The sequence below is a fragment of the Mesorhizobium sp. WSM4816 genome (assembly GCF_055811535.1).
On the sequence record NZ_JBVVQR010000040.1, the window covers coordinates 1 to 14,072 of the forward strand.

Annotated in this window: 12 protein-coding genes; 4 read left to right on the top strand and 8 right to left on the bottom strand. The window is 62.7% G+C overall.

Going from position 1 to position 14,072, the window contains the following annotated elements:
- Positions 1–296: 296 nt before the first annotated feature.
- From rbsK to AC0L3H_RS28105, 3 genes are all read right to left on the bottom strand, one after another.
- Complete coding sequence (gene rbsK, locus AC0L3H_RS28095) at positions 297–1,259, bottom strand: ribokinase (protein ID WP_473587636.1); 963 nt, start codon at positions 1,257–1,259, stop codon at positions 297–299.
- Positions 1,260–1,263: 4 nt separating this feature from the next.
- Positions 1,264–1,716, bottom strand: coding sequence for an RbsD/FucU family protein (locus AC0L3H_RS28100; protein WP_473493599.1), 453 nt, complete (start codon positions 1,714–1,716; stop codon positions 1,264–1,266).
- A 96-nt stretch (positions 1,717–1,812) separates the two neighbouring features.
- The gene (locus AC0L3H_RS28105) at positions 1,813–2,871 is read right to left on the bottom strand and encodes an ABC transporter ATP-binding protein (RefSeq protein ID WP_027155321.1); all 1,059 of its coding nucleotides are present in this window, start codon (positions 2,869–2,871) and stop codon (positions 1,813–1,815) included.
- 308 nt (positions 2,872–3,179) lie between these two features.
- Between AC0L3H_RS28105 and AC0L3H_RS28110 the strand changes: the two genes are divergently transcribed.
- The 3 genes from AC0L3H_RS28110 (at position 3,180) to AC0L3H_RS28120 (ending at position 7,047) form a co-directional block, all read left to right on the top strand.
- Positions 3,180–4,844 (top strand): ABC transporter substrate-binding protein, encoded by a 1,665-nt coding sequence (locus AC0L3H_RS28110; RefSeq protein WP_473587637.1) that lies wholly within the window; start codon positions 3,180–3,182, stop codon positions 4,842–4,844.
- A gap of 152 nt (positions 4,845–4,996) precedes the next feature.
- Positions 4,997–6,118, top strand: coding sequence for a carbohydrate ABC transporter permease (locus tag AC0L3H_RS28115; protein ID WP_473493596.1), 1,122 nt, complete (start codon positions 4,997–4,999; stop codon positions 6,116–6,118).
- Positions 6,119–6,129: 11 nt separating this feature from the next.
- Positions 6,130–7,047, top strand: a complete 918-nt coding sequence (locus AC0L3H_RS28120) for a carbohydrate ABC transporter permease (protein ID WP_027155318.1) — start codon at positions 6,130–6,132, stop codon at positions 7,045–7,047.
- 273 nt (positions 7,048–7,320) lie between these two features.
- Here the strand turns inward: AC0L3H_RS28120 and AC0L3H_RS28125 are convergent, their stop codons facing one another.
- Together AC0L3H_RS28125 and AC0L3H_RS28130 are read right to left on the bottom strand one after the other, a co-directional pair.
- The gene (locus AC0L3H_RS28125; protein WP_473493595.1) at positions 7,321–8,064 is read right to left on the bottom strand and encodes a creatininase family protein; all 744 of its coding nucleotides are present in this window, start codon (positions 8,062–8,064) and stop codon (positions 7,321–7,323) included.
- A 115-nt stretch (positions 8,065–8,179) separates the two neighbouring features.
- On the bottom strand, positions 8,180–8,329 hold the full coding sequence (locus AC0L3H_RS28130) for a hypothetical protein (protein WP_473493594.1): 150 nt from the start codon (positions 8,327–8,329) through the stop codon (positions 8,180–8,182).
- A 40-nt stretch (positions 8,330–8,369) separates the two neighbouring features.
- On the opposite strand from AC0L3H_RS28130, the gene AC0L3H_RS28135 reads away from it, so the two are divergent.
- Positions 8,370–9,392, top strand: coding sequence for an aldo/keto reductase (locus tag AC0L3H_RS28135; RefSeq protein ID WP_473493593.1), 1,023 nt, complete (start codon positions 8,370–8,372; stop codon positions 9,390–9,392).
- 76 nt (positions 9,393–9,468) lie between these two features.
- Here AC0L3H_RS28135 and AC0L3H_RS28140 read toward each other — a convergent pair whose 3' ends face one another.
- The 3 genes from AC0L3H_RS28140 to clpX form a co-directional block, all read right to left on the bottom strand.
- Complete coding sequence (locus AC0L3H_RS28140; RefSeq protein ID WP_023798342.1) at positions 9,469–9,741, bottom strand: HU family DNA-binding protein; 273 nt, start codon at positions 9,739–9,741, stop codon at positions 9,469–9,471.
- 194 nt (positions 9,742–9,935) lie between these two features.
- On the bottom strand, positions 9,936–12,347 hold the full coding sequence (lon, locus tag AC0L3H_RS28145; RefSeq protein ID WP_091591478.1) for an endopeptidase La: 2,412 nt from the start codon (positions 12,345–12,347) through the stop codon (positions 9,936–9,938).
- Between the two features lie 284 nt (positions 12,348–12,631).
- Entirely contained in the window at positions 12,632–13,906 is a 1,275-nt protein-coding gene (gene clpX / locus AC0L3H_RS28150; protein WP_027155315.1) for an ATP-dependent Clp protease ATP-binding subunit ClpX, read from the bottom strand.
- Between the last annotated feature and the right edge of the window lie 166 nt (positions 13,907–14,072).

Sequence of the window (14,072 nt, forward strand, 5' to 3'; positions counted from 1 at the left end):
CTTGCGACATCGATGGCGTGAACCACCACGAAAGCGCAAATTTCAGTCCATGCCGAAGCTATCTTAGCGCATATGCCCTCAAGGGGGGGAGATTGGCAGCTTTGGCGCACCGCTCGCTCCTGCAACGGTGGCGGTTCGCGAAGGCGGCGGTGACGGCCAATCTCCCCCCTTGAGGGGGAGAGATGCCCGGCAGGACAGAGGGGGGTCGGTTCGACCGGGCACGGCCCCTCGCGGGCGAGAACGCCGGAGCTCCACGCGAGGCTACCCCCTCTGTCGCCTTCGGCGACATCTCCCCCTCAAGGGGGGAGATCGGCAGCTTCGGCCTTGGCGAGCAATGCCTCGACCTCTTGCAGCGCCGGCATCGACGGCGCCGTGCCCGGCCGAGTGACCGAGATGCCGGCGACGGCGCAGGCGAAGCGGACCGCTTGCAGCGGGTCCACGCCTCTCGCAAGTGCTGCGGCCAGGCCGCCATTGAAGGCGTCGCCGGCGCCGGTGGTCTCGACCACGGGACCGGCTTTGATCGCGCCGACATGGTCGGAGCGGCTGGCCGTGTGCAGCAGCGCGCCCTGTTCGCCGAGCGTAACGATGACGGCGCCGGCGCCCTTTCCAAGCAAACGATCGGCGGCGCGGCGGGCGTCGTCGATGGAGGACACCTTGATGCCGGTCAGTTCCTCGGCCTCGGTCTCGTTGGGCGTGACATAGTCGCAGAGCGTGTAGATGCGCTCGGGCAGGCTTGCCGCGGGTGCCGGGTTGAGGATGGTCGTCACCCCTGCCCCGCGCGCGATCTCCAGCGCCCGCATCGCCGCCTCGATCGGCTGCTCGAGCTGGGTGACGAAGACGCCGGCCGAGCGGATCAGGCCAGCGTTAGCCTCGATGTCGTCGGGCGAAATCAGCATGGCCGCACCCGGGCTGACGATGATGGCGTTGTTGCCGCTCGTCTCCTCGACGAAGATATAGGCCGCACCCGTATAACTCTCCGGCGTGTCGATGACGGCGCTCTTCACCCCGGCCTGCGTCCAGGTCTGCCTGGCCATGTCGGCAAAGGGATCGACGCCAAGGCGCGTCAGAAAGGTGATGTCGGCGCCGAGACGGCCGGCCGCGACCGCCTGGTTGGAGCCTTTGCCGCCCGGGCCGAGGGTGAAGGACGTACCAAGGATCGTCTCGCCCATGCGCGGCTGGCGGGCGGCGCGGTAGGCGGTGTCGGCGACGAAGACGCCCAATATGACGACAGGCTTGATGACCACAGGCTTGCCTGGCATCCCGCTACTCCGCGTCCGGCGGAACGACGCCCTTGCGGAAGGCAAAACAGCCATAGAAGCGGCGCTCGCCGGTCTGGATGACGCAATAGGCATTTTTGGCACGTTCGTAGAAAGCGTAGCGCTCGACCGAAATCATCGGCCAGGCCTTGCCCTCAGCCGCATCGATCTCGCTTTGCACTTCTTGCTGCACGGCGGGAATCTCGTCCGGCTTGCCGACGATCTCCATGCGGGCCGCGGCATCGTCGACGAAAGTGTCCAGCGGATAGAGCGACAGCACCGCCTTGACCACGTCAGCCGCCGGTGCATCGATGCGCAGCAGCCGGCCGAGCACGGTCTGGCGGGCCACCGAATCGGAGGGGAAGTTGGTGTCGGCGATGATCAAATCGTCGCCATGGCCCATTGCCCGCAACGCCTGAAGCACGTCGGCATTGAGCAGCGGATTGATCCCTTTGAGCATAGTTCCCTCCCGAACGGGCTTTTTTGATGCCAAGCCTGGCGCATGATCCCGAAGCGTTGTCGGTTTTCGGACAAGATCATGCGCAATCAAAGTGTTTTAGAGACGATTGCCGGTCTCTGCGTCGAAGAGATGGACCTGGTCGAGCCGCGGTTTCAGATGCAGCGTGTCGCCCGGCTTGAAGTCGTGGCGCTCGCGGAACAGCGCCACCATCTCGCCCTCGCCGAAACGCAGAAACACCAGCGTTTCGGAACCGGTCGGCTCGACGACGGAAATCTTCGCCGGCACGCCGTCAGGGTGGATTTCGAGATGCTCGGGCCGGACGCCGTAGACGACATTGCGCCCGTCCTCCACCTTGCTGCTCGCAGCCATCGGGAACGGCGTCCCGGCGATTTCGACGATGGGCTTGTCGCCCTTGCGCACCACGCCCTTGAGCAGGTTCATCGACGGCGAGCCGATGAAGCCTGCGACGAACAGATTGGCCGGCCGGTCGAACAGTTCCAGCGGCGCGCCGACCTGCTCGATGCGGCCGTCGCGCATCACGACGATCTTGTCGGCCATGGTCATGGCCTCGATCTGGTCGTGCGTGACATAGATGGTGGTGGTCTTCAGCCGCTGGTGCAGTTCCTTGATCTCGGTGCGCATCTGGACGCGCAGCTTGGCGTCGAGGTTAGACAGCGGCTCGTCGAACAAAAACACCTGCGGGTTGCGCACGATGGCGCGACCCATGGCGACGCGCTGGCGCTGGCCGCCGGAGAGCTGGCGCGGATAGCGCTTGAGATAGGGGTTGAGATCGAGGATATCGGCGGCGCGCTTGACCCGCTCGGCGACATCGGCCGGATCGGTCTTCCGCAGTTTCAGCGCAAAGGCCATGTTCTGCTCGACCGTCTTGTGCGGATAGAGCGCGTAATTCTGGAACACCATGGCGATGTCGCGTTTGGCCGGCGGCAGATGGTTGACGACACGGTCGCCGATGGCGATCGTGCCGCCGGAAACGGTCTCCAGCCCCGCCACCATCCTGAGCAGCGTGGACTTGCCGCACCCCGAAGGGCCGACCAGCACCACGAACTGCCCGTCGGCGATGTCGACGCTGACACCGTGCAGGACCTTGACGGTTCCGAACGCCTTGGCCACATTGCTGATCGCGACTTGAGCCATCGGCCCCCCTTTCGTTGCGGTGAAGCTAAACAAGGCAAACGGCGAGGGCAAGTCAGTCTTTTATAGATAAAAAACTCTGTTCGCGTTTGACACGGCACCTGGTTGTGAGAATAGTGAACGGGCTCGGGTTTTGACCCTGTTCCGGGCGCGCCGGCACGCTGGTCGGACCACGGAAGTCGAAGCGTTGCGGAGGAAAACTTGGGCCGCTATTTCTGGGAGCCGCTGTTGTTGGGGAACATTTCCAGCGCTCCAAACACCCGAACAATCACCACAGAGATTCAAGCACATAAGATTCTGGGAGGAACGAAATGAAAGTCAGCCTTTACAACCAATTCATGCGGGCGGGTGCCACTCGCCGCGATGTCCTCAAGGGCGCGGCCAGCATGGCCGCGATCGCAGCGGCATCCGGCGCCGGGCTTGGCGCGCTGACGCGCCCGGCTTCCGCGGCAAGCGAATTGCGCGCGCAGATCCTGCAGATCCCCGGTGTCGGCAAGGGCCAGCCGACCGATGCCGACTTCCAGCAGGTCGGCGAGCTTTGCCTGGAGGCGACCAAGGCCAGCGTCAAGGAAGGCGAATTCGCCGGCGTCCAGCTCACCTTCATGGGGCTCAACAACCAGAACCTGCACAATGTGCTGTTTCGCGGCTTCCTGAAGCCGTGGGAGACCTATACCGGCGCCAAGATCAACTGGATCGACCTGGCGCAGGCGGACTATAACGCTCGCCTGCAGCAGTCGATCGCCACCGGCACCGTCGATTTCGACATCATCGAGATGGGCGCGCCGTTCGAAGGCGACGTCTGCGGCAAGGGCCTGACCTCCGAAATGCCGGACTGGGTCAAGGACCAGATCGACATGAAGGACGTCGTGGCCTATCTGCAGCCACCGGTCGGCACCTGGGACGGCAAGCAGTACCGCGTGACCGTCGACGGCGACGCGCACAATTTCAACTACCGCACCGACGTGTTTGCCGATGCCGACCTCGCCAAGGCGTGGAAGGACGGCGGCGGTGGCGGTGAATGGGGCGTGCCGAAAACCTGGCAGCAGGTGCAGGCGGTGACAAAATTCCTCAAGGGCAAGCAGTTCCAGGGCCAGGATGTTTTTGGCTATCTCGACGCGCCCAAGGCCTGGGGCGGCTTCGGCTTCTATTTCCTCGGCAGCCGCGCCAGCGCATATGCCAAGCATCCCGACGACAAGGCCTGGCTGTTCGACGCCGATACGATGAAGCCGCGCATCAACAATCCGGCCTGGGTGCGGGCGATCCAGGACGTGATCGACGCGCTGCCGTCCGAGCCTGCCGACCAGATCAACGCCGACCCGAACACCACCGCCTTCCAGCAGTTCCTGGCCGGCACCGGTTCGATGGTCACCTGGTGGGGCGACGTCGGCTCCAACGTCAAGACCAACGACAGTTCTGTTGTCGGCGACGTCACCGGCTTCTCGATCCTGCCCGGCTCGGATGACGTCTACAATTCCAAGACCGGCCAGTGGGACAAGCTCGCCAGCGGCCCGAATTATTCGCCGAACTGCGCCTATCTCGGCTGGGGCGTCTACGTCATGGCACGGGTCGACAGCGACGAAAAGAAGAAGAAGGCGGCCTGGTCTGCCGCTGCCCATCTCGGCGGCAAGGACCTGTCGCTCTGGTGCGCAGCATACCCGTCCGGCTTCCAACCCTACCGCAACTCGCATTTCGACATTCCGGAATGGGTGGCGGCCGGTTACGACGAGGCTTTCATCACCTCGTATCTGAAATCGGAGGCCGACAGCTACAACCATCCGAACGCCGCGATCGAGCCGCGTATCCCCGGCATCTTCCAATATTACAGCGCCGCCGAGGACATCCTGGCCAACACCTTCGCCGGCAAGATGACGGCGCAAGAAGGCGCTGACGCCATCGCAGCCGCCTGGGAGAAGCTGACCGACCAGATCGGTCGCGACAACCAAATCAAGCTCTACAAGGCCTCGCTCGGCATGTAGGTTGAGATTTCGGGAACCGCGGTCCGGCGACGCAAAGCCGCCGGACCCTAGTTTGATCGGCCAGCCGGTCATAACAGTTTGACCGGCCAGCCGGTCATAACAGCTTGACCGGCCTGCCGGTCATAGCGGCCTTCAGTGAACGGACGAGACGCGTGGCAGACCAGACTTTGCCCACCAGTGCGTGGCCGGCAAACGCCGCTCCATCCGATCTGATATCGCCGGGCCGCAGGCGGCTCGGCCGGGCGTTGATGGCCGTTGCGACGCTCGGCCTTCTGGCCGTGATCGCAGTTCAGATCCTTTACAAGTCAGAGGTTAACACGATCGGCTTCGAGACCTGGCGGCCGGTCGTCTATGCCTACGTGCTGTGGGGTATAGCACTCGGCATCGGCCAGGTACTGACGCGCGGCGAAGACGGCCAGCGCGCGCTGTTCCTGCTGCCGGCGCTGCTGTTCACCATCGCCATGGTGATCTTCCCGACGCTGTTCGGCTTCTACATCGCGCTGACCGACTGGAATCTCAGTTCCTTCTCCGGCCGCAAGTTCAACGGGCTCGACAATTTCTGGCAGATGCTGGCCGATCCCTATTACCGCAACGCGCTGTTCAACATGGTGCTCTATGTGCTGGCGGTGCTGGTCGAATACGTCATCGCCTTTGGCCTCGCTTTGCTGCTCAACGCACAGATCCGCGCGCGTAAATTCTTCCGTGTCGTCTTCCTCATGCCGTTGATGCTGTCGCCGGTCGCGGTGTCGTGGATGATCGGCAAGTCGCTGATGGAATACCGCTTCGGGCCGGCTGCCGCGCTGGCGCGCCAGCTCGGCTGGGAAAACCCCGCCTTCTTCTCAAACCCGATCACCGCCCGCATCTCGATCATGGTGCTGGATGCCTGGACGTTCATCCCGTTCATGATGATCATGCTGCTCGCCGGGCTTCAGGCGATGTCGCGCGAGGTGCTTGAGGCGGCCAGGGTCGACGGCGCCAATGCCTGGCAGACGTTCTGGCAGGTCACGTTTCCGCTGATGCTGCCGGTATCGGTGACGGCGATCATCCTGCGCATCATCTTCAAGCTGAAGCTGGCCGACATCATCATCACCGTCACCTCGGGCGGCCCGGGCGGCGCGACCGATTCGGTGTCGAGCTTCATCTACCGCGAGTATCGCGACCGCTCGAATGTCGGCTACGGCACCATGCTGGCGATGGCCTACCTGATCATCATCATCGTGTTCGTGACGTGGCTGTTGAAATTCGCCAATCGCTTCGTGCGCAACGTCAATTGACAGGCGGCCAGATGAGCGTCCAGACCACCGACTATGCCGCTTCCGAAATCCGCTCGCCGGCGAGCTTTTTCGCCAACCGCGTCTTCATCTATGGCGCGCTGGTGTTCTGGGCCTTCATCTGCCTGTTCCCGATCTACTGGACGATAACCACCTCGTTCAAGACCGCGGTCGACGTCACCCAGGGCCATCTCATCCCGTTCGTCGACTTCCAGCCGGACTGGAAGGGCTGGCGCTCGCTCGGCCTGTCGCCGGATGCGATCTTCCGGACCTCGACGGTGCGCGACGAGTTCATCAAGCGCTTCATGAATTCGGTCATCACCTCGGTCGGTGCATCGAGCCTCGCCATCGTCATCGGCAGCCTCGCCGCCTACGGCCTCACCCGCTTCCGCTATCACTTCGCCTGGTTCAAGAACGAGGACATCTCCTTCTTCTTCCTGTCGCAGCTGATCCTGCCGCCGGTGGTGCTCGCCCTGCCCTTTCTCGTGCTGTACCGGGAAGTCGGCATGCTCGACACGCGCATCGGGCTGATCCTGCTCTACACGCTGATGGTGCTGCCGATCGTCATCTGGATCATGCGCGACCAGTTCAACTCGATCCCGGTCGAACTGGAGGAAGCAGCCCTCGTCGACGGCCTGTCGATCTGGGGCGCCTTCTTCCGCATCGTCATGCCGATCGCGCTGCCGGGCATGGTCGCGGCCTTCATCCTGGCGATGGTGCTGTGCTGGAACGAGTATTTCTTCGCCGCACTGCTGACCTCGACCGACGCAAAAACCATTCCCGTCATGGTGGCGAGCCAGACCGGCTCGCAGGGTATCAACTGGTGGTCGATGGCCGCACTCGCCACCGCCGCGATCACGCCGCTCGCCGTCATCGGCATCGCGCTGGAGCGCTACCTCATCATGGGCATGACCGCAGGCGCGGTGAAGTAGGCCCTCGCCACTCCTTCGAGCGTTGCAACTGTGGATGCTTTTGAACGCCGGCGGGACAGCGCCCCCCTCTGTCCTGCCGGACATCTCCCCCACTTGAGGGGAGATCGGCCGCCACGCCGGTTTTCGCTAATCTCCAACGCCGCAGGAATGAGCGGGGCGGCTGAAACAGCGAATCTCCCCCCTTGTGGGGGATGTCCGGCAGGACAGAGGGGGGCGCGAAGGATCGCTACGGTTTTCATCCTGCATCCTGCAACGCTCGAAATGGCGCATCCGTTAGCGTGACAATATCGCCCGCATATGCTCGAGGATCATCGCGACGCCCTTTTGCCCCAGTTCCGTCGAGGCCTCAGGGGCGGTCGCCGTATACCATCCCGTATTGTCGGCGAAGTGGCCGGCGTCCACCGCTTCTGGGCACAGCGCCAGCATCAGCGACGTCTCGCCGATGCCGGCATGATCGAAGGGATACTGGCCGTCCGTCACCGTCGGCATCAGCGGATGCACTTGTATCCAGTTGAAGAAATTGCCGCTCTCGGCGTGCTCGGCATAGTAGCCGGCCATCGTCTCGGAGGCCCACCAGCCCTCGCCGCGCTCCTTCTCGAGAAAGCGGAAGATCGCCTGGCGGCCAGCGGTCTTGAAGGCGAGATCGGTCGGCATGCCGGCAACAAAGTTCTCGGTCTGGTGGTGGATGATGGCGTGGATGTTGCGAAAACCGATGCGCAGCAGGCTGTAGAACAGTTCCTCCGCGAACGGCGCCAGCGCCCTGCCGCCGACCTGAACCGAGCCATTGCCCTCTGGCGGCGCCACCGCGTAGCTCGCCGCGCCATAGTAGAAGGCTGGCAGGATGGCGATGTTGGCTTCCTTTTCGAACAGCTCCAGCATCTTGACCACCGCCAGCGTATCCATGCCGACGGCCATGTGCTCACCATGGTATTCGAGCACGCCGAGCGGGAGCACGACCGGCCAGTTCTCGGCGATCGCCTTGCGGATCTGGTGCGGCAGCATCAGCTCGTAGCGCATGCCGCCTACTCCATGTTGGTGTGGCGGGCGGCGTCGATACGGCTTTCGCCGATCCGAGCCAGCACCGTGCCAAGTTCGTCGAGTGCAATCCTGAACAGATCTGTGCCGGCATTCGTCATGATGACAGACCCACCAGCTTGCTGCCCTCAAAAACCCATCTGGATTGTTTGGTCACATCTTCCCCGAACAGCTTGTTTTTGCTCATGCTATCACCGTGAAAGTTCGTGTCCAACGGCTCGGAGTGCTTTTGCAGCGCCTCAGGCATGATAGTCTCGGGACATACGGAAATAAGGAAACGGCAGCATATGAAGACACGGCATTTCGACCGCATCGGCAATGGCGGCATCGCGTTCACGGAACTTGGCTTCGGCACGGCGCCGCTCGGCAATCTCTATCGCGCCGTCTCCGATGAGGATGCCAACGCCACCCTGGAGGCTGGGTGGCGGGTCGGCTGCCGCTACTACGACACCGCGCCGCTCTACGGGCTTGGCCTGTCGGAAACGCGGCTCAATCCGTTCCTGCGCTCGAAAAAGCGCGACGCCTATGTGCTGTCGAGCAAGGTCGGCCGCATCATGCGCGCCTGCCCGCCGGACCAGCGCACCGGCATCGGCAAGTTCTTCGACACGCCGTCGCGCCGCGAGGTTTTTGACTACAGCTATGACGGCGTCATGCGCTCCTTCGAAGCCTCGCTGGAACGCCTCGGCGTCGACCGCATCGACATTCTTTTCGTGCATGACATCGACGTCTTCACCCATGGCAGCAAGCAGGCCGCGGACCAGCGCATCGAAGAGTTCATGCGCTCGGGCTATTACGGGCTGCTGTCCCTGCGTGACCAGGGCGTCATCAAGGCGTTCGGCGGCGGCATCAACGAATGGCAGGTTGCCCAGACGCTTGCCGAGCGCGGCGACTTCGATCTGTTCCTGCTTGCCGGGCGCTATACGCTGCTGGAGCAGGAGGCGCTGCAATCCTTCCTGCCGCTATGCCAGAAGCGCGGCATCGGCATCGTTCTCGGCGGGCCGTATAATTCCGGCATCCTGGCAACCGGTCCGAAGCCCGGCGCCTATTACAATTATACCGAGGCGCCGCAGGACATCATCGACCGCGTCGCGCGCATCGAGGCTGTCTGCAAGCGCCACGGTGTGCGCCTGATCGAGGCGGCACTGCAATTTCCGCTGCTGCACCCTTCGGTCGTGTCGGTGATCCCCGGCGGCCAGCGGCCGAGCGAGGTCGAAAGCAACCGGTCGCTGCTCGACGCGAAGCTGCCACCGGCACTGTGGGCAGATCTCAAGCAGGAAGGGCTGATGCGCGCCGATGCACCGACGGTATAGAGCCCGCCAAAGTGGGCGCAAAGGAAAAGCCGGGCATGCCCGGCTTTTCTGGTCTCTGAAAAGGGTACGAGGGCGCTTAGTTGACTGCGTCCTTGAGGCCCTTGCCGGCTGAAAACTTCGGCACGGTGCGCGCCGGAATCTGCACTTCTGCGCCGGTCTGCGGATTGCGGCCGGTCGAGGCAGCGCGTTTTGAGACGGTGAAATTTCCGAAGCCGACAAGCCGGACATCGCCGCCCTTCTTGAGTTCGCCGGTGATGACGGAGAACACCGCATCGACCGCCGACTGCGCGTCACCCTTCGAAATACTCGCGGCGTCGGCGACAGCGGACACCAGTTCGTTCTTGTTCATAAAAATTCCCTTCCATGAGAAACCGGAACGTACGACTCATCCGGCAGGAAACGGACTTTAGAAAGAAGCGCTTCCGCAACCAAGTCGAAAAGCGTCAAAAGAGTCGAAAAAACCCCGGAATTCCGGGGTTTTTCACATGAAAGAGCCGGGCTCTAGGCCCGGCTCCCCGTTGTGCATTGCAACTTTAGCACGTGCTAATGAGCTAGCGACTTGCTGGCGTCGTCTCCGGCATCCACCGCAGCCGGCGCATTGACCGGCTCGACCCACTCGATCGCCTCCGGCATACGCACCAGCGCATGGCGCAAGACTTCACCGACCCGCCCGACCGGAACGATCTCCATACCGTTCTTCACGTTGTCCGGAATCTCCGCCAGATCCTTGGCGTTGTCTTCCGGGATCAGCACCTTCTTGATGCCGCCGCGCAGTGCTGCAAGCAGCTTCTCCTTGAGCCCGCCGATCGGCAGCACTCTGCCGCGCAGCGTGATCTCGCCGGTCATCGCCACGTCGGCCCTGACCGGGATGCCGGTCAGCACCGAGACGATCGCCGTCGCCATCGCCACGCCCGCCGACGGTCCGTCCTTGGGCGTTGCCCCCTCTGGTACGTGGACGTGGATGTCGCGCTTGTCGAACAGCGGCGGCTCGACGCCGAAATCGAGAGCCCGCGAGCGGACGTAGGAGGCCGCCGCCGAGATCGATTCCTTCATCACGTCGCGCAGATTGCCGGTCACCGTCATGCGGCCCTTGCCGGGCATCATGACGCCTTCGATCGTCAGCAGCTCGCCACCGACTTCCGTCCAGGCGAGCCCGGTGACAACGCCGACCTGATCGTCGGCCTCGACCTGGCCGAAGCGGAAGCGCGGAACACCAAGGTAATCGGCGAGATTGTCGGCCGTGATGTCGACGGTCTTCTTCTTCGTCTTCAGGATCTCGGTCACCGCCTTGCGGCCGAGCTTCATCAGCTCGCGCTCCAGGCTCCTGACGCCCGCTTCACGGGTGTAGGTCTGGATGATGCCGCGGATCGCGTCCTCGCCGACGGAGAACTCCTTCGGCTGCAGCGCATGATCGCGGATCACCTTGGGCATCAGGTGGCGCTTGGCGATCTCGATCTTCTCGTCCTCGGTGTAGCCGGCGATACGGATGATCTCCATGCGGTCCATCAAGGGCGCGGGGATGTTCAGCGTGTTCGCCGTCGTCACGAACATCACGCTCGACAGGTCGTATTCGACCTCGAGATAGTGGTCCATGAACGTCGAGTTCTGCTCGGGATCGAGCACCTCGAGCAACGCCGACGACGGGTCGCCGCGGAAATCCTGGCCCATCTTGTCGATCTCGTCGAGCAGGAAGAGCGGGTTGGACTTCTTCGCCTTCTTCATCGACTGGATGACCTTGCCGGGCATCGAGCCGATATAGGTGCGCCGGTGACCGCGGATCTCGGCCTCGTCGCGCACGCCGCCCAGCGCCATGCGGATGAACTCGCGGCCGGTCGCCTTGGCGATCGACTTGCCGAGCGAGGTCTTGCCGACGCCGGGAGGTCCGACGAGGCACAGGATCGGCCCCTTCAGCTTCTTCTGGCGGCTCTGCACGGCGAGATATTCGACGATGCGGTCCTTGACCTTGTCGAGGCCGAAATGGTCGGTGTCGAGCACGTTCTGCGCGAAGGCCAGATCCTGCTTGACCTTGGAGTTCTTGCCCCACGGTATCGACAGGATCCAGTCGAGATAGTTGCGCACGACGGTCGATTCAGCCGACATCGGCGACATCGTCCGCAGCTTCTTCAGTTCGGCTTCCGCCTTTTCGCGGGCCTCCTTGGAGAGCTTGGTCTTCTTGATGCGCGCCTCGATCTCGGCGGCCTCGTCGCGGCCGTCCTCGCCCTCGCCGAGCTCCTTCTGGATCGCCTTCATCTGCTCGTTGAGGTAGTATTCGCGCTGCGTCTTCTCCATCTGGCGCTTGACGCGCGAGCGGATGCGCTTCTCGACCTGAAGGACGGAGATTTCGGCTTCCATGAAGCCCATCGCCTTTTCCAGCCGCTCCTTGACCGAAAGCGTGGCCAGCATCTCCTGCTTCTCGGGGATCTTGATGGCAAGATGCGAGGCAACCGTATCGGCGAGCTTGGAATAGTCGTCGATCTGGCTGGCGGCACCCACCACTTCGGGCGAGATCTTCTTGTTCAGCTTGACGTAGTTCTCGAAGTCGGTGACGACGGAACGGGCCAGCGCCTCGACCTCGACCTCTTCCTCATCCGGTTCGACCAGTGCTGCGGCGCGGGCCTCGTGGAAGTCGGGACGGTCGGTGAACGAAACGATTTTCGCGCGCGAGGCGCCTTCGACCAGCACCTTGACGGTGCCGTCCGGCAGCTTCAGCAACTGCAGCACATTGGCGAGTGTGCCGATGTCGAAGATCGCATCGGACTCGGGATCGTCATCGGCGGCATTCATCTGGGTCGCAAGCAGGATCTGCTTTTCCTGACCCATCACCTCTTCCAGCGCCTTGATCGACTTTTCACGCCCGACAAAGAGCGGAACGATCATATGCGGGAACACCACGATGTCGCGCAGTGGGAGGACTGCGTAGACGCCGTCGCTGGGAGCCTTGGATATTTTGGCCATTGTCCAACCTTTCATGTCGCGACCGCCAATCGGCCAACCGCGATTCTCATATTAACGACCGGGGATGGTTCCGCCTACCACCGTTTGTGACGGGAGTTTTACAGCACAGAATTCGGCGCCACGGCCTTCTTCCGTTAGTTGGAGGCACGCGAGGCAAAGATCAAGGGTCGACACGAAACCGTTCATCCAATCCGTCATAATCCGTTCATCATAGCCTGCCCATCCGCAAACGGCAAAACGGCGCCTTGCGGCGCCGTTTGAAGAACTCCACTACAGGACTGGCGTCAGGCGCTGACGTTGCCCTTCTTTTCCTTCTGCTCGGAATAGATGTAGAGCGGCCTGGCGTTGCCGGACACCACCTCTTCCGAAATAACCACTTCGCGCACGCCTTCCAGCGCCGGCAGCTCGAACATCGTGTCGAGCAGGATCGCTTCCATGATCGAGCGCAGGCCGCGCGCGCCGGTCTTGCGCTCGATGGCGCGCTTGGCGATCGCCGACAGCGCGTTCTCGTGGAAGGTCAGGTCGACATTCTCCATCTCGAACAGCCGCTGGTACTGCTTGACCAGCGCGTTCTTCGGCTCGGTCAGGATCTGGATCAGCGCCGGCTCGTCGAGGTCCTCCAGCGTTGCCAGGACCGGGAGACGGCCGACGAACTCGGGAATGAGGCCGAACTTCAACAGATCCTCAGGCTCGACCAGACGGAAAACGTCGCCGGTGCGGCGATCCTCGGGCGACGCGACGGTGGCGCCGAAGCCGATCGAGGTCTTGCGGCCGCGATCCGAGATGATCTTGTCCAGCCCGGCGAAGGCGCCACCGCAGATGAACAGGATGTTGGCGGTGTCGACCTGCAGGAATTCCTGCTGCGGATGCTTCCTGCCGCCCTGCGGCGGTACGGAAGCGACCGTGCCTTCCATGATCTTCAACAGCGCCTGCTGGACGCCCTCGCCCGACACGTCACGGGTGATCGAGGGATTGTCCGACTTGCGCGAAATCTTGTCGATCTCGTCGATGTAGACGATGCCGCGCTGGGCGCGCTCGACATTGTAGTCGGCCGACTGCAACAGCTTGAGGATGATGTTCTCGACGTCCTCGCCGACATAGCCGGCCTCGGTCAGCGTCGTCGCATCGGCCATGGTGAACGGCACGTCGATGATGCGGGCCAGCGTCTGCGCGAGCAGCGTCTTGCCGCAACCGGTCGGGCCGATCAGCAAAATGTTGGACTTCGCCAGTTCGACGTCGTTGTTCTTGCCGGCATGCGCGAGGCGCTTGTAGTGGTTGTGGACGGCCACCGACAGCACGCGCTTGGCGTAGGGCTGGCCGATGACGTAGTCGTCGAGAACCTTGAGGATCTCCTGCGGGGTCGGCACGCCCTCGCGCGACTTCACCATCGAGGTCTTGTTCTCCTCGCGGATGATGTCCATGCAGAGCTCGACACATTCGTCGCAGATGAACACCGTCGGGCCGGCGATCAGCTTGCGCACTTCGTGCTGGCTCTTCCCGCAAAACGAGCAATAAAGCGTGTTCTTGGAATCACCGCCGCTGTTGCCGACCTTGCTCATTTTCATGTCCTTTCATAGCCGCCCGCCGATGGTCTGGTTGAAAGGGCGCATAACTCAATCTATCGCGGGAAATCGCCGCCGCCAGTAGTCCGGCTCCCGCAACGCATTCCATACGAAACACATATCAGAAAACGTCGCAATGATTCGCATCAACCCCGCACAAAGC

What these genes read in the sequence shown, in the direction of transcription:
- rbsK (WP_473587636.1), bottom strand. Translation starts at nt 1,259, where the DNA reads ATGCCAGGCAAGCCTGTGGTCATCAAGCCTGTCGTCATATTGGGCGTC.
- AC0L3H_RS28100 (WP_473493599.1), bottom strand. Translation starts at nt 1,716, where the DNA reads ATGCTCAAAGGGATCAATCCGCTGCTCAATGCCGACGTGCTTCAGGCG.
- AC0L3H_RS28105 (WP_027155321.1), bottom strand. Translation starts at nt 2,871, where the DNA reads ATGGCTCAAGTCGCGATCAGCAATGTGGCCAAGGCGTTCGGAACCGTC.
- AC0L3H_RS28110 (WP_473587637.1), top strand. Translation starts at nt 3,180, where the DNA reads ATGAAAGTCAGCCTTTACAACCAATTCATGCGGGCGGGTGCCACTCGC.
- AC0L3H_RS28120 (WP_027155318.1), top strand. Translation starts at nt 6,130, where the DNA reads ATGAGCGTCCAGACCACCGACTATGCCGCTTCCGAAATCCGCTCGCCG.
- AC0L3H_RS28125 (WP_473493595.1), bottom strand. Translation starts at nt 8,064, where the DNA reads ATGCGCTACGAGCTGATGCTGCCGCACCAGATCCGCAAGGCGATCGCC.
- AC0L3H_RS28130 (WP_473493594.1), bottom strand. Translation starts at nt 8,329, where the DNA reads ATGCCTGAGGCGCTGCAAAAGCACTCCGAGCCGTTGGACACGAACTTT.
- AC0L3H_RS28135 (WP_473493593.1), top strand. Translation starts at nt 8,370, where the DNA reads ATGAAGACACGGCATTTCGACCGCATCGGCAATGGCGGCATCGCGTTC.
- AC0L3H_RS28140 (WP_023798342.1), bottom strand. Translation starts at nt 9,741, where the DNA reads ATGAACAAGAACGAACTGGTGTCCGCTGTCGCCGACGCCGCGAGTATT.
- lon (WP_091591478.1), bottom strand. Translation starts at nt 12,347, where the DNA reads ATGGCCAAAATATCCAAGGCTCCCAGCGACGGCGTCTACGCAGTCCTC.
- clpX (WP_027155315.1), bottom strand. Translation starts at nt 13,906, where the DNA reads ATGAGCAAGGTCGGCAACAGCGGCGGTGATTCCAAGAACACGCTTTAT.